Genomic DNA, 15,201 nt, shown 5'->3' with positions numbered 1-15,201 from the left:
CACCGGCGGCCCCGCAGGAGAGGACCACCCCGGCGGCGGTGGCCAGCACCAGGGCTCGGCGGGCGCCGTGCGCGGCCGGGTGGCCGCCGTACCGCACCGGCAGGGCCCTCGCGGCGGCGCGGCGGCGCACGGCGCACCCCGCGCACGTGCAGTCGATGGCGGGCTCGTACTCCTCGAAGACCGGCACAGGCATGCGATGTCCCCTCCGCACTCGTCACTCGTCAAGATCTCTGGGTGCAGCCGCGACGGGCGTCAGCGTTCTCAACTCTCCCGACGTATCGCATTTTGACGGACTTATGAGAAAAAACGACCATCTGACGGGGCGTGGCGTCCGGTAAATGGTCCGGAGCACCCCTCGGAGTCGGGTAGAGTTCTTCAGGTCAGCAGGCGCCGTTAGCTCAGTTGGTTAGAGCAGCTGACTCTTAATCAGCGGGTCCGGGGTTCGAGTCCCTGACGGCGCACGCACAGTCAAGGCCCCCTCACTTTTAGTGAGGGGGCCTTGATCATTCCCCGTCCGATACCCGGTGACACCCGAAGTCGCACACGCACAGCAACGGCGGGAGCATCGGACCGTCACGAGGCAGTGACGGAGCGAAAGGGGGCGCTGATCGTCACTTCATCACGCCCCCTCCATAACTGGTGCCCAAATCGTGCGTATGGCCGGTAAACAGTCTGTTTCAACCTTGCGATCCCGTTCAGTGTCGGACAATCTGTCTGGGGGCCGACGCCCCCAAGGGGGCTGCTGATCCATACAGTTGACGCAGCAGAGCGTGACGTTCCGGTTATCTGCGCCGAGGGGTGGGGGTCCCGCTCAAGGGCGGACGCCGAGGGGGCATCATGCAACCGGAAGGCTGCCGATCCATGTCTGTGGGAACGGTGGCTTGCCACCGTATGCGTGCCCGGTGAAGAACGGGGACCCACCGCGCACGAAGAGACCGAGCAGTCACGCACCAGCATGCGTGCGGGGGGATGACCCATGACGTCGACGCCGCCAGGCGACCGGCAGGAGAACGACGCTTCCCGGACGACACAGCTCCGGATACCGCAGCAGCTGCGGACCGGGGCGCCGCGGCGGCGTGCGCGGAAAGAGAAAGAGCTGCCGCGCTACGACTACGAGCACTACAGCCGGCTCGCCGGGCCGCTGACGCAGCCGCCCGCGGGCAAGCCGTACAAGGTGCAGTACCGCTCGCTCATATCCCAGGAGCCGCACCGGGTGCGCGCGGCGCTCCTGCTCGGCGCGGCGCCGCTCGTCTCGCTCGGCCTCTTCGCCTGGCTGATGCAGCCCAGCCACTGGACGGACCGCGACCCCAACCTGGACAACGACCTCCTGCTGGTCCTCGACATCATCATGCTGGTCTCGATCGGCCTGATCGAGCTGTTCCGCACGATGAACGTCCTGTCGAACGCGCACGCCACCCTCGTCGCCCGGGACCCGGTGCCGGTGGTCCCGGAGACCGGCACCAAGGTCGCCTTCCTCACCTCCTTCGTTCCCGGCAAGGAACCGCTGGAGATGGTGACGAAGACCCTGGAGGCGGCCGTGAAGATCCGCCACCGCGGTCTGATGCACGTCTGGCTGCTGGACGAGGGCAACGACCCCGCGGTCAAGGAGGTCTGCGCCCGGCTCGGTGTGCACCACTTCTCCCGCAAGGGCGTGGCCCACTGGAACCAGGCCAAGGGCCCGCACCGCGCCAAGACCAAGCACGGCAACTACAACGCCTGGCTGGACGCGCACGGCGGCGACTACGACTTCTTCGCCTCGGTCGACACCGACCACATCCCGCTGCCGAACTACCTGGAGCGGATGCTCGGCTACTTCCGCGACCCGGACGTCGGCTTCGTCATCGGCCCGCAGGTCTACGGCAACTACGACACCTTCGTCACCAAGGCCGCCGAGTCGCAGCAGTTCCTCTTCCACGCGCTGATCCAGCGCGCGGGCAACCGCTACGGCGCGCCCATGTTCGTCGGCACCAGCAACGCGGTCCGGATCTCGGCGCTCAAGCAGATCGGCGGCCTGTACGACTCGATCACCGAGGACATGGCCACCGGCTTCGAGATCCACCGCCACCGCAACCCGGTCACCGGCAAGAAGTGGCGCTCGGTCTACACCCCGGACGTGCTGGCCGTCGGCGAGGGCCCGACCGCCTGGACGGACTTCTTCACCCAGCAGCTGCGCTGGTCGCGGGGCACGTACGAGACGATCATCGGGCAGTTCTGGAAGGGCTTCGGGACAATGCCGCCCGGCAAGCTCTTCAACTACACGATGATGATCATCTTCTATCCGATGTCGGCCCTGAACTGGATCCTCGCGGCTCTCAGCTGCGCGCTGTTCCTCGGCATGGGCGCCTCCGGTGTCCAGATCGACCCGACGATCTGGATGATGCTGTACGGCAACGCCTCCGCCCTCCAGATCGGGCTGTACATCTGGAACCGCCGCCACAACGTCTCGCCGCACGAGCCCGAGGGCTCCGGCGGACTCGCCGGCATGGTGATGTCCGCGCTCTCCGCCCCGATCTACGCCCGTTCGCTGATGGACGCGGTGCTGCGCCGCAAGAGCTCCTTCGTGGTGACCCCCAAGGGCGACTCGTCCAGCCCGGACACCCTCTTCGGCACGTTCCGCATCCACCTGTTCTTCATCGTCGTCTTCGGCGCCTCGATGATCTCCTCCTTCTTCCTCGGCCACAGCCACCCCGCGATGGTCACCTGGGCCTCGCTCGCGCTGCTGATCACCGCCGCGCCGATCATCGGCTGGAAGTACACGATCCGCGCCGAGAAGAAGAAACGCCGGGCAGGCGGAGGATCGCACCGCAGCGGCGGACCGGCCCCGGAGCCGCGGCCCCAGCCCCTGCCCGGGGCACCCGGGAACGACCAGACCATGCAGATCGCCCTTGGGGGACGTAAGAAATGAAGTACCGTCCGAGCCGCCGTACACGCCGCCTGGCGATCAGTACGGCGGTGGTTCTCGCGCTCGCGGGAGCGAACGGGCCGTGGCTGTACCGCTTCAGCACCGAGCGCTACCACGAGTACAAGATCAACCAGCAGGAGTACAAGGCGGCCAACGGCCACTGGTCCTTCCTGGACATCCCGTCCGAGTTCAGGATCAACACGATCCACGCGGCGCTGCTGCACACCGGCAAGGTGCTGCTCGTCGCGGGCTCCGGCAACAACCAGAAGAACTTCGACGCGAAGAGCTTCCGCTCGGTGCTGTGGGACCCGAAGACGGACACCTTCAAGAACATCCCCACCCCCAAGGACATGTTCTGCGCCGGGCACACCCAGCTGCCCGACGGCAAGCTCCTCATAGCCGGCGGCACCAAGCGCTACGAGAAGCTGGAGGGCGATGTCACCAAGGCCGGCGGCCTGATGATCGTCCACAACGAGGACCCGGACAAGCCGATCACCCTGCCCGCGGGCACCCGCTTCACCGGCAAGGAGAACGGCAAGACGTTCGTCTCCAAGGACCCGGTGCTGGTCGAGAAGGCCACCAAGGTCTTCGACAAGGAGACCGGCGCGTTCCTGCGCAACGACCCCGGGCTCGGCCGGATCTACGTCGAGGCGCAGAAGGCCGGCAAGAAGTACGAGACCGGCACCGAGGACAACTACCGAGTGGCGGGCCTGTCCGGCTCGGACACCCGCAACGTCTACGGGATCGCACAGAAGCTGGCCCTGGACAAGAAGGACTTCCAGGGAATCCGCGAGGCCTTCGAGTTCGACCCGGTGGCGGAGAAGTACATCACCGTCGACCCGATGAAGGAGGCCCGCTGGTATCCGACCCTGACGACGCTGGAGGACGGCAAGGTCCTCGCACTGTCGGGTCTGGACGAGATCGGGCAGATCGTCCCGGGCAAGGACGAGATCTACGACCCGAAGACCAAGAAGTGGGAGTACACCGGCATCGAGCGGAGGTTCCCCACCTACCCGGCGGTCTTCCTGCTCAACGACGGCAAGCTCTTCTACTCCGGCTCCAACGCCGGGTACGGCCCGGCGGACGTCGGGCGCGACCCGGGCGTCTGGGACCTGTCCACCAACAAGTTCAAGAAGATCCCCGGGCTCAGCGACCCGGACCAGATGGAGACCTCGGCGACCGTACGGCTGCCCCCCGCCCAGGACGAGAGGTTCATGGTGATCGGCGGCGGCGGGGTCGGCGAGTCGGAGAAGTCCAGCGAGAAGTCCCGGCTGGTCGACCTCCAGAAGAAGAACCCCAGGTTCACCGACGGCGCGTCCCTCTCCGAGGGCACCCGCTACCCCAGCGCCTCCCTGCTCCCCGACGACTCGCTGCTGGTGACCGGCGGCTCCAACGACTACCGGGGGCGCAGCGGCTCGGACGTGCTCCAGGCCCGGCTGTACGACGCGAAGAGCGACACGTACAAGCGGGTCGCCGATCCGCGGGTGGGCCGGAACTACCACTCGGGTTCGGTGCTGCTGCCGGACGGGCGGGTCATGATCTTCGGTTCGGACTCGCTCTTCTCGGACAAGGCCAACACCCGGCCCGGCGTCTTCGAGCAGCGCATCGAGATCTACACCCCGCCCTACCTCTACCGGGACTCCCGGCCCGAGCTGACGGCCGGGCCCAAGAAGATCGAGCGCGGCGGTACGGGCCTGTTCACCACGCAGCACGCCTCCTCGATCACCTCGGCGAAGCTGATGCGGCCCTCGGCGGTCACCCATGTCACCGACACCGACCAGCGCACCATCGCGCTGGAGATGAAGAAGTCGGCGGACGGGATCACTGTCACCGTGCCGGAGAACCGGGCGCTGGTGCCCGCGGGCTGGTACATGCTGTTCGTCACCGACGCCGAGGGCACGCCGTCCGAGGGCATGTGGGTCGAGGTGCCCGAGTAGCCACCCATACGTGGGCGGCGCTGCGGGCCGCGCCCCGGGGGCCGTCTCCCCGGGGCGCGGCCTTCCGCCGCTCCGGGTGACGTCTCCCGGGCCCGGCCTTCCGCTGCTTCGCGTTGCTACTTCGTGGCGCGGACCAGGCCCAGCGCGTACTCCGGCCACCAGTCGCCCGCCTTCGGGCCGCCCTTGCAGTCGCCGTCGGACTCACCGGGACGCTTGATCCACAGATAGGCGTCGACGAGGTCATCGCCGGTCTGGGTGGTCGGGGCCTCGCCGAGCGCGCGGCCCGGGGGGTTGCACCAGCTCTCGGCGGGGTCGCCGCCGGTGTAGGGGCCGTTGCCGTTGCGGCTGGTGTCGATGACGAAGGGCTTGTTGCCGATCTTCTCCGACAGCTTCTTGCCGAACTCCGTGGAGACGGCCGTCGTCTGGAAGTTGGAGACGTTGAGCGAGAAGCCGTCCGCCTCGGCGATCCCGGCCCGCTGGAGCGGCTGGTAGAGCGCGTCGGGTGACTGCCAGCCCGCGTTGCCCGCGTCCAGGTAGACCTTGGTGGCGGGCTGCTGCTTCAGCCGCTGGATCGCACCCTTGAGGAGGTCGTAGCGCTCCTCGTGGAACTCCTGGGGCGTGCAGCCGTCGACCAGGTGGAGCAGGGCGTCTGGCTCCAGGATCACGGTGGCGCTGCGGTCCCCGATGCCCTTGGCGACGCTGTCCAGCCAGGAGCGGTACGCATGGCCGTCGGCGGCGCCGCCCTTGGAGAACTGGCCGCAGTCGCGGTGCGGGATGTTGTAGAGGACCAGCAGGGCGTCCCGGTCCGCGGCGGCGGCCGCCTCGGTGACGCCCTTCACCTGGTTCTCCGCGTTGTCCGGACTTATCCACTCGCCGACCGGCTGCTCGGCGATCTTCCGGATCAGCGCGGCCTTCTCGCCGTCGCCGTCCTTCTCGTACGCGGCGACCTGGCGGGCCGCGTTCCCCTCGGGGTTGACCCAGTACGGGTCCTTGGCCTTGGGCTGCTGGGAGACGGTCGGCGCGGCGTCCCTGTCACCACCGTCCCCGTCACCGGAGCAGCCCGCCAGCAGCAGGGCCGCCCCGACCGCCGCTGCCGTACCGGTCGTCCTCAGGCCCGCCACGCGCTTGCGCGTCCGGGACCGGCCGGTGTAACTGCCGTACATCCACTCCCCCTTGGGTGCACTGCCTGCACTGTCGCTCACTGGATTCACCGATGGGCTGCCGGTCCGCACCATCCTGGCACAGCGGCGGAGAGCCCACGCGGCCGGTCGGCTGGGCGCCCGGCCCCGTGACGACGGGCTCATCTCCCACCCTTACAACGGTCACGCAGAGGCACCGGTTCCGGACATCCTGTTCGAAAACCGGTGATGCTCGCGGCCGCTCCCCCTACAGTGACGACAGGCCACGCGACCTCCCGTTTCGCGCCAGGCGACTCCCGCGGCCGGGGCGCAAGCGGTCGAGGACCGGCCCGGTCGGCGCGCCCCGAGAGGCGGCCGACCGGGCCGGGTGGAACGCATTCCGTTGCGCGTGTTCCGGCGTGCGTGTTCCGGCGTGCGTGTTCCGTTGAAGGTGTTCCCTTGCGCGTGTTCCGTGGCGCGGCGGGTCAGATCCGGCCCCCGTGCGCCGCCTGCACGCGCTCCCCGCCGCCGGGGGCGTCCTTCGCGCCCGTGAGGTAGGCCGAGACCACCACGTTCGCCGAGTAGGAGCGGGTCCGGTGGTCGTACGTGCCTCCGCACGTGATCAGCCGCAGCTCGGCCCGGCCGTCCTCTCGGGGCCCGTACGCCGTCCTCGCGTCGAAGCGTTCGCGGGTGACGACCTGGACGTCGTCCACGGTGAACTCCGCGACGCTGCCGTCGGTCCGGGTGACCTTGATCTTCGCACCGGGCTTCACCGCGCTGAGCCCGTAGAAGACGGCCGGTTTCGTCTCGGTGTCGACGTGGCCGACGAACAGGGACGCGCCCTTCGCGCCGGGTGCGGTGCCGTCGCCGTACCAGCCCGCGGTCTTCGGCATCCCGTACGGGGGCGGGTCGATGGCCCCGTCCTCGTCGAGGCCGCGCGCGATCACCGGGGCCGAGATCCCCGCGGAGGGGACGTCGACGCGCTCGGGGGCGACACCGTCGAGCGGGTCGTGGGCCGGGGGCAGCGGGGTGCCGAGGGGGCGGCCGACCGCGGCCACGTCACCGGTGGTGGGCCCGGACAGGCCGCCGAGCCCGCCGCCGGCCTCCCGGCCCCAGAGCCACAGGCCGAGCAGCAGCACGGCCCAGGTGACTCCCGTGAGCAGTCGCCCGGTGCCTGCCGGGCGGTCCGGGGCGCTCATGTCAGTGGCCGGCCGGGCCGCGTCGGCGGCGCGAGCTGCGCAGGGCGACGGCGACGGCAGCGACGGCGGCGAGCACCAGACCGGTCACCGCGTGCCGGGTGCCGGGCCCCTCGGACTCGACGGCCCGTTCGGCGAGGGTGGCGGTGCCTCCGCCGCCCGCCTTGACGGGTGCGGCGGGCGAGGGCCGGTTGTGGTGGATGACGGTGAGGGTGCCGGTCGCCTTGCCGTTGCTGTCCTCGCACGTCACCCAGACGTCGTAGGAGCGGGGTTCGGCGTCGGACCGGATACGGGCCTCGGCGAAGAGGCCCTTTCTGTCGCCGGGGCGGAACTGGACGGCCGAGGCGAAGGCGTCGGAGTTGCCCTTGGCCCGGCGGCCCTTGCCGCAGGCGTCGACCCACAGTTCCACCTGCCCGCCCGGGGCGATCGTGGACGGGGTGACCGAGACGGTGCCTCGGTCGTCGTCACCGGCCGGGGCGGCCGGGGATGCCAGCGCGACGGGGGCGGGCACGGCTATGAGCGCGGCCGCCGCTGCGGCACAGAAAGTGATGGGCATGGAACGCATCGTGAACCTCCTACAGGAAGGTTCACGCCTGCGGCCGGGCCCCGCATCCGCAGCCCCCCATTCGGGCGAGACCCGGGCGGTGCCCGGGCCACTGCGGATGCGGTTCGCTCAGGTCAGGAACGGTCGGCCTGGTCGGGCAGATCGATGAGATCGACCAGGTCCGCGATGGAGTCGACCACGGTGGACGGCCGGAACGGGTAGCGGTCGATGTCCGCGACACCGGTCAGCCCGGTGAGGACCAGGAAGGTCTGCATCCCCGCTTCCAGGCCCGCCAGCACGTCGGTGTCCATCCGGTCGCCGATCATGGCGCTGGTCTCGGAGTGCGCGCCGATGGCGTTCAGCCCGGTCCGCATCATCAGCGGGTTGGGCTTGCCCGCGAAGTACGGCTCCTTGCCGGTGGCCTTGGTGATGAGGGCGGCGACCGAACCGGTGGCGGGCAGCGGGCCCTCGGCGGACGGGCCGGTCTCGTCGGGGTTGGTGCAGATGAAGCGGGCGCCGCCGTTGATCAGCCGGATCGCCTTGGTGAGGGCCTCGAAGCTGTACGTACGGGTCTCGCCGAGCACCACGTAGTCGGGGGCGTGGTCGGTCAGGACGTACCCGATGTCGTGCAGGGCGGTGGTGAGGCCCGCCTCGCCGATGACGTACGCGGTGCCGCCGGGGCGCTGGTCGTCCAGGAACTGGGCGGTGGCGAGCGCGGAGGTCCAGATGTTCCGCACGGGCACGTCCAGGCCCATGCGGCTGAGCCGGGCGTGCAGGTCGCGCGCGGTGTAGATGGAGTTGTTGGTGAGGACGAGGAAGGGCAGCCCGGAATCCCGCAGCCGCTTGATGAAGGCATCGGCACCGGGGATGGGGGTGCCCTCGTGGATGAGGACGCCGTCCATGTCGGTGAGCCAGGATGTGATCGGCTTGCGCTCTGCCATGTGTCGGGACTCCTGCCGTACGCACTGCGTGCTGGGGGTGCCCGGACCACGCCGTCCCGGCACCCCCAGCATAATTAGCCGGTGGCGACCTTGACCCCGTCGATCACCCAGTACCAGTTGTTGCTGCCGGTGTAGTGGAACCGGAAGCTCACGTTGGCGGCCCCGGCCGGCACGTCCAGGGTCAGGGACTGGGGCTGGGAGATCACGTCGGACGTGTAGCTCTTCACCACGACGGGGGTGCCGCCGTTCCAGGAGGCGAGTACCCGGGCGCTCTGCCTGCCCTCCTGCCGGTAGAGGGTGGTGAAGCCGAGCGTCACGGTGGACCTGCCGCCGACCGCGTACGCCGGGGTGACGAGCGTGGAGTCGTACCGGCCGGAGGACGCCTTGTCGTCCCACTCGTCGGAGTCGGCGACCGCGAAGACCCCGCGTGAGCGCACGTTCAGCTCACGGGACTGGTCGCGGTGGCTGCGGCTCCAGAACTCGTCGGTGGCGAAAGCCCAGCCGCGCCACTCGGTGACGCCTCCGGTGCCCATCGCCGAGTTGACGACCGACCAGCCGCTGGGCGCGGTGTGCGTCCAGCCGAGGACGCCCGCCGGGATGCCGGTCTCGTCGACGCGGGCGGAGAGGGAGGGGTACAGCGCCTCGAAGGGGTCGGTGGAGCGCTCCTGGATCGGCTTGCCGTCCAGTCCCCAGGAGGGGTCCGGGGCTATGCCGAGCTGCTTGAAGACGGTGGCGGCGACATCGACGAGACGGGTGTCGCCGGGCGTGGCACCGGCGGCAATGCCGGGGCCCTGGGCGAGGACGAAGGTGCGCCGCTCCTCGATCGCGCTGCCGCCGTGGCCGCCGGAGTCGGTGTGGCCGTGGTCGGTGGCGACGATGACGGTCCAGCGCTCGGTGGCGTACGAGGGCCGGGCCCTGATCGCGGCGAGGAGGCGGCCGAGGTGGCCGTCCACGACCTCGGTCGCCTCGCGGTAACGCGGGCTGGCCGCACCCTGGTTGTGGCCGACGATGTCGACCTGCCCGAAGTAGACGAACAGGACGTCCGGGTTCTGGTCGCGGAGGATCGACTCGGTCTCGGCGGCGATGGTGGCGTCGTGGCCGGTGTAACCGTCGCGGTCACCGTCCAGCACGAGCTTGGCGTCCGCGCCCGGGGTGACGGTGCCCTGGGTGTCCAGGGGCTTCCAGTCGACGGCCGCGTAGGTGGAGAGCTGGGGGCGGACCTGGGCGAGGCGGGCGAGGAAGCCCGGGTACTGCCCGTAGTTCTTCCCGGCGAAGGAGTTGTCCTTCACGCGGTGCTTGTCGGGCCACACTCCGGTGGAGATGGTCGACCAGCCGGGGCCGGAGGAGGTGGCGGCCATCGGGTTGGCGTACAGCAGGGAGGTGCCGTACGTGCCTTTCGCCATCATCGACTTGAGGTGCGGGGCGTTCGCTGCGGCGATGACGTCGTGGCGCAGCCCGTCGATGCCGACGACGAGCACCTTGTCCTTGCTGGTGCCGTCGGGGAGGGTGGGCGCGGCGTACGCGGCGGGGGCCGTGGCAAGGGGGCCGACGGCGGCGGCGGTGGCCGCTGCGGCGGTGGTGGCGAGCACGGAGCGGCGGGACAGGGGTCGGGACCGGGACACGTGATCCTCCGGAGAGAGGGGCGGGTGGGTCGGGGCTGGACGGGGCTGGACGTGAACTGCCTTATGGACCAGACCTGTTACCTTGACGAGACAAGCGGGCCGAGTCCAGACCTTCGCATCGCGGGAACAGACGTTCGCAGGAATCCGTGGCCGAAAGGTGGCCGGTCAGCTTCCGGTGGCCGACTTCCAGGCGTCGATGTACGTGTCCAGGTTGGTGCCGATGTCCGACCAGTCGGGCTCGAAGATCTCCACGCCCTCCATCAGCCCGGCCAGTTCGACGGCGTTGGCGTCGGTGGCCTTGATGTCCTTGCGGGCCGGGAAGCCCCCGCCGACCGCGCTGACGTCGCGCTGCGCCTGCTCGGAGAGGAGGAAGTCGAGCAGCTTCTTGCCGTTCTCGCTGTGCGGGGCGTTCGTCACGAGCCCGGCCGCGTACGGGAGAGCGAAGCTGGTGGGCTTTCCGCCCTCCTTCGCGGGGAACCAGATGGCGAGGTTGGGCATGTCCTTGGACTGCGCGAAGTTCATCTGTACGTCCCCGTTGGCGACGAGGAGTTCCCCCTTGTCGACCTTGGGGGCGAGCTTGCCGGTGGAGGCGGAGGGCCCGACGTTGTTGGCCTGGAGCTTCTTGAGGTAGGCCATGGCGGGTTCCTGGCCGCCGAAGTCGTGCATGGCCTTGATGAGGACGGCGGTGCCGTCGCCCGCGACGCCGGGGGTGGAGTACTGGATCTTCTCCTTGTAGGAGCTCTTCAGCAGCTCCTCCCAGGTGGTGGGGGGCGTCTTCAGCTCCTTCTTGTTGTGGATGAAGGCGAAGTAGTTGTTGACGATGGAGGTCCACTTCCCGTCGGCCGCCCGGTCGGCGCCGTCGACCCGGTCGGCGCCCTCCGGCTCGTACGCCGTGAGGAGCCCCTTGGCGTCGGCCTGCTGGATGAAGGGCGGCAGGGTGACGAGGACGTCGGCCTGGGTGTTGGCCTTCTCGCGGGCGGCGCGCTGCACCATCTCGCCGGAGCCGCCCTCCACGTACTTGACCTTGATGCCGGTCTTCTTCTCGAAGTCCTCGAAGACCTTGTCGTACCAGCCGTTGCCGTTCTCGCCCTTGAGGCCGTCGGCGCTGTAGACGGTGACGGACTTCTCATCGGCGGCGGAGGAGCCACCGCACGCGGTGAGGGTGAGAGCGGCGAGGACGGCCAGGGGAAGGGCGAGGGTGCGGGCAGGCTTGCGCATGGGATGTCTCCGGGTGAAGAGGGGGTGAGGGGCGGGGTGAGGGGGGTGAGGCAGGAAGCGGTACGGGGGCGGGTCAGCGGTACGAAGCGCGCGTCCGGATACGGGAGACGGCGGCGAGCACGAGGAGCGTCGTCGTCATCAGGACCACGGCGAGCGCGGCGCCGGTGAAGAGCGAGCCCCGGTCGGTGGCGGCGAAGATCTGCACCGGGAGCGGGGTCCAGTCCGGCGGGTAGAGCATCATCGTGGCGCTCAACTCCCCCATGGACAGGGCGAAGCAGAGCCCGGTGGCCGAAGTGAGCGAGGGCAGCAGCAGCGGCAGCCTGACCCGCCACAGGACGCGGGCGGGACCGGCACCGAGACCGGCGGCTGCCTGTTCGTACATCGGGTCCAGGCGGCGTACGGCGGCCGCGACCGACTGGTAGGCGAACGCGGTGACCAGGACGGTGTGGGCGAGGATCACGATCCAGCGCGTCCCGTTGAGCAGGATGGGCGGCTGGCTGAACGCCACCAGAACCGCGAGGCCGACGACCACCGAAGGCACGGCGACCGGCAGGATGAACAGCGCGTCCAGGAGCCGCTTCCCGCGCTCGCGGAGAGAGGCGGCGGCGAGAGCGGCCCAGCCACCGAGGACGAGGGCCAGCACGCTCGCGGCCAGGGCCGTGACCAGGCTGGTGGTCAGCGCCTGGAGCGAGTCGCCGTTGGTAGCGGCGGCGTAGCGTGCGGCGGTGGGTCCGGAGGGGAACGCGCCGGACCAGTTGGTGGCGAGGGACGCGGCGAGGATGACGAGCAGGGGCACCGCGAAGAGCGGGACGAAGAGGAGGAGGAAGACGGCCCAGGTGGCCCACTTCCCGGCCCGGCTATGCACCAGCACGACGGCTCACCACCCGGTAGAGGCTGTAAAGGCCCACGGAGACAGCGATGTTGACGACGGCGACGACGCAGGCGGCCGCGTAGTCCGACTCCAGGATCGCCTTGCTGTAGACGAGCATCGGCAGCGTCGTGACGTCCTTGGCCCCGGTGAACAGGACGATCCCGAACTCGTTGAGACACATCACCAGGACGAGGCTGCCGCCCGCCGCGAGCGCCGGGAGCGCCTCGGGCAGGATCACCTGCCGGATGATCCGGACGGGTCCCGCGCCGAGCGAGGAGGCCACCTCCAGCTGCCCGGTGTCGAGTTGCGAGAACGCGGCGAGCAGCGGGCGCATGACGAACGGCGTGAAGTACGTGATCTCGGCGAGCAGCACGCCCCAGGGGGTCGTCAGGAAGCGGAAGGGCCCGTCCGCTGCCCCGGTGACGTCGGTCCACAGCCCGTTGGCCATACCGACCGAGCCGTAGATGAACAGCAGCGCCAGCGTGATCAGGAAGGACGGGAAGGAGAGGAAGACGTCGACGAACCGGGCCACCGCCCTGCCGCCGGAGAACGGGACGAACGCGATCACCAGCGCGAGGACGAACCCGAGGACGAGGCAGCCCACGGTCGAGCCGACGGCGAGCCACACGGTGGTGGCGAGCGCGTCGCGGAAGACGGCGGAGGCGAAGACCTCGGCGTACGGGCCGAGTGAGGCGCCGCCCTCTTCGGGGGTGAAGGACTGCTGGACGACGAGGGCCAGGGGGTAGAGGAACGCGAGCGCGAGGGCGACGACGGGCGGGAGGGCCCAGACCCAGGTGGGGATGGAGCGGGGACGTGCGGAGGCGGGGTTGGGGGCGGGGGCGGGTCCGGTGGGGAGGGGGACGGCTGAAGCTGTGCCGGTGGCGGCAGGGGTGGTGGCGGTGGGGGTCATGAGCTGCCCCCCGTCGTTCCCGCCGGCAGCAGCACCGCGTCCTCGGCCGCGAAGTGCAGGGTGACACGGTCGCCGAGGGCCGGGGGCTCGCGCAGTTCGCGGAGGTCGGCCATGACGTGGTGTCCGTCGATGTCGGCGTGGACGCGGTGGGTGGAACCGCGCCACTGCACCTCGGTGACTGTGCCGGTGAGCCCGTTGGGCCCGGCGCCGAGGCCGACGAGGTGCGGCCGGACGCAGAGGGTGGCGGTGGCTCCGGGGGCGGCGGTGTCGGTGGGGACGGCGAGGGGGCGGCGGGCGGTTCGACCATCGTCGCCCTCGGGGCGGTGCTCGGGGCGGTGCTCGGGGCCTTTCTCGGGGCTGCTGAGCTCGACGCTCCCGTCGCCTGTGACGGTGACGGGGAGCAGGTTGGCGTTGCCGACGAACGAGGCGGTGAACTCCGTACGGGGTCGGCGGTAGAGCTCCTCGGGGGTGCCGCAGTCCTGGAGCCGGGCGCGGTCCATCACGGCGATGCGGTCGGCCAGGGTGAGCGCCTCGACCTGGTCATGGGTGACGTACAGGATGGAAACGTCCGGCAACTCGCGGTGAAGTCGGGCAAGTTCGGCGAGCATGCCGGAGCGGAGCCGGGCGTCGAGTGCGGAGAGCGGTTCGTCCAGGAGCAGGACGCCGGGGCGGATCGCGAGAGCGCGGGCGATGGCGACGCGCTGCTGCTGGCCGCCGGAGAGTTCGCGCGGGTGGCGGTCGGCGTACGCGGCCATACCGACGAGTTCCAGGGCCTCGGCGACCCGGCCGGGGATCTCGGCCTTCGGGGTGCGGTGGGCTTTGAGCCCGAAGGCCACGTTGCCCTTGACCTTGAGGTGGGGGAAGAGGGCGTACTGCTGGACGACCATGCCGATGCCGCGCCGGTGCGGGGGCAGGGCGGTGACGTCCCGGCCACCGAGGAGAACCCGCCCGGACGCGGGCCGGACGAACCCGGCGACCGCGCGCAGGGCGGTGGTCTTGCCGGAGCCGGAGGGTCCGAGGAGGGCCATGACCTCGCCGGGTTCGACGGTGAGGTCGAGCCGGTCGAGGACGACGGTCCGGCCGTACGCGACGGTGACGCCGTCGAAGCGGATGCCGCTGGGGGCGGTGGGGGTGGGGACGGTGGCGGTGGCGAGCGGGTTGGAGGTGGGGAGGTCCGTCACGCCTCGGCCCGCGCGATCAGGTCGGGCAGCTCGGCGACCGACCCGAGGACGTGGGTCGCGCCGTGCCGGTCGAGCTGGTCCCGGCCGTGGGCACCGGTGAGGACCCCCGCGACGAGCCCGGCGCCGGAGCGTACTCCGCTGAGCATGTCGTACGAGGTGTCCCCGGCGACCGCGATCCGCCGGACGTCGTCCACCGCCCCGGTGCGCAGGAGGGCGGCCAGGACCATGTCCGGGCAGGGGCGCCCCCGGCCGCCCGCGTCGGCGGGGCAGAGGGTGAGGGGGACGAGGTCCTGCCAGCCGAGGGCGGCGAGGATGGCGTCCTGGGTGGTGCGGGCGAACCCGGTGGTCAGGACGACGGTCCGCCCCTCTGCGGTGAGCCGCTCGACGGCTTCCCGCGCGCCGGGGAGCGGGGCGATACGGCCGCCGTCGACGAGTGCCCCGTACGCCTCCTCGAAGGCGGTGTTGGCGTACTGAGCCCTCTCCTCCTCCCCGAAGAGGTGCCGGAAGACGGAGATCTTCGACTCGCCCATAGTGGCTCGGACATAGGCGAGTTGGCGCTCGTACTCCTCGGATTCCGGTGCCACCCCCAGGCGTTGGGCTGCGGCGGAGAAGGCGTGCTCGACGAGACCGCCGTCGGCGACGGTGGTCCCGGCCATGTCCAGGACGACAAGTCCGAAGCGGTTACCGGCCGCCGCCTGTGCCGCTTGGGTTGCTTGGGTTGCTTGCGTCGCTTGGGTTGCTTGCGTTGCTGAAGTCATGAG

Annotated in this window: 12 protein-coding genes, 1 tRNA gene and 1 pseudogene; 3 read left to right on the top strand and 11 right to left on the bottom strand. The window is 70.3% G+C overall.

Going from position 1 to position 15,201, the window contains the following annotated elements; genetic code table 11:
* Positions 1 to 193 (bottom strand): annotated as a pseudogene (locus CIB93_RS20335) (hypothetical protein); the annotation flags it as partial.
* Between the two features lie 194 nt (positions 194 to 387).
* Between CIB93_RS20335 and CIB93_RS20330 the strand changes: the two are divergent.
* From CIB93_RS20330 to CIB93_RS20320, 3 genes are all read left to right on the top strand, one after another.
* Positions 388 to 461, top strand: a tRNA-Lys gene (locus CIB93_RS20330).
* A gap of 515 nt (positions 462 to 976) precedes the next feature.
* Positions 977 to 2,905 carry a glycosyltransferase family 2 protein gene (locus CIB93_RS20325; protein ID WP_096628665.1) on the top strand — a complete coding sequence of 643 codons (1,929 nt, stop codon included), beginning with the start codon at positions 977 to 979 and terminating at the stop codon, positions 2,903 to 2,905.
* The gene (locus tag CIB93_RS20320; RefSeq protein WP_096628664.1) at positions 2,902 to 4,839 is read left to right on the top strand and encodes a kelch motif-containing protein; all 1,938 of its coding nucleotides are present in this window, start codon (positions 2,902 to 2,904) and stop codon (positions 4,837 to 4,839) included. The genes CIB93_RS20325 and CIB93_RS20320 overlap by 4 nt, the downstream gene beginning before the upstream one ends.
* A 116-nt stretch (positions 4,840 to 4,955) precedes the next feature.
* On the opposite strand, the gene CIB93_RS20315 is transcribed toward CIB93_RS20320, so the two are convergent.
* The 10 genes from CIB93_RS20315 to CIB93_RS20270 form a co-directional block, all read right to left on the bottom strand.
* Positions 4,956 to 6,002, bottom strand: a complete 1,047-nt coding sequence (locus CIB93_RS20315; RefSeq protein WP_096628662.1) for a glycoside hydrolase family 6 protein — start codon at positions 6,000 to 6,002, stop codon at positions 4,956 to 4,958.
* Between the two features lie 440 nt (positions 6,003 to 6,442).
* On the bottom strand, positions 6,443 to 7,156 hold the full coding sequence (locus CIB93_RS20310; protein WP_096628660.1) for a class F sortase: 714 nt from the start codon (positions 7,154 to 7,156) through the stop codon (positions 6,443 to 6,445).
* Position 7,157: 1 nt separating this feature from the next.
* A complete protein-coding gene (locus CIB93_RS20305) occupies positions 7,158 to 7,718 on the bottom strand; it encodes a hypothetical protein (RefSeq protein WP_096628658.1) in 561 nt (186 codons plus the stop codon).
* A 113-nt stretch (positions 7,719 to 7,831) separates the two neighbouring features.
* Positions 7,832 to 8,638 (bottom strand): HAD-IIA family hydrolase, encoded by an 807-nt coding sequence (locus CIB93_RS20300; RefSeq protein WP_096628657.1) that lies wholly within the window; start codon positions 8,636 to 8,638, stop codon positions 7,832 to 7,834.
* Positions 8,639 to 8,712: 74 nt separating this feature from the next.
* Complete coding sequence (locus CIB93_RS20295; protein WP_096628655.1) at positions 8,713 to 10,260, bottom strand: alkaline phosphatase family protein; 1,548 nt, start codon at positions 10,258 to 10,260, stop codon at positions 8,713 to 8,715.
* A gap of 165 nt (positions 10,261 to 10,425) precedes the next feature.
* Positions 10,426 to 11,478 (bottom strand): 2-aminoethylphosphonate ABC transporter substrate-binding protein, encoded by a 1,053-nt coding sequence (locus CIB93_RS20290; protein WP_096628654.1) that lies wholly within the window; start codon positions 11,476 to 11,478, stop codon positions 10,426 to 10,428.
* 73 nt (positions 11,479 to 11,551) lie between these two features.
* Entirely contained in the window at positions 11,552 to 12,349 is a 798-nt protein-coding gene (locus CIB93_RS20285) for an ABC transporter permease (RefSeq protein ID WP_096628652.1), read from the bottom strand.
* Positions 12,336 to 13,259 (bottom strand): 2-aminoethylphosphonate ABC transporter permease subunit, encoded by a 924-nt coding sequence (locus CIB93_RS20280; protein WP_096628651.1) that lies wholly within the window; start codon positions 13,257 to 13,259, stop codon positions 12,336 to 12,338. Before CIB93_RS20280 ends, CIB93_RS20285 begins: the two co-directional genes overlap by 14 nt.
* On the bottom strand, positions 13,256 to 14,440 hold the full coding sequence (locus CIB93_RS20275; RefSeq protein WP_096628649.1) for an ABC transporter ATP-binding protein: 1,185 nt from the start codon (positions 14,438 to 14,440) through the stop codon (positions 13,256 to 13,258). The genes CIB93_RS20280 and CIB93_RS20275 overlap by 4 nt, the downstream gene beginning before the upstream one ends.
* Complete coding sequence (locus CIB93_RS20270; protein WP_257002266.1) at positions 14,437 to 15,198, bottom strand: phosphonatase-like hydrolase; 762 nt, start codon at positions 15,196 to 15,198, stop codon at positions 14,437 to 14,439. Before CIB93_RS20270 ends, CIB93_RS20275 begins: the two co-directional genes overlap by 4 nt.
* Between the last annotated feature and the right edge of the window lie 3 nt (positions 15,199 to 15,201).

Origin of the sequence: Streptomyces sp. WZ.A104, assembly GCF_002382885.1 — a bacterium.
Classification (GTDB): Bacteria; Actinomycetota; Actinomycetes; order Streptomycetales; family Streptomycetaceae; genus Streptomyces.
This window is presented reverse-complemented; position numbering and strand designations above follow the sequence as displayed.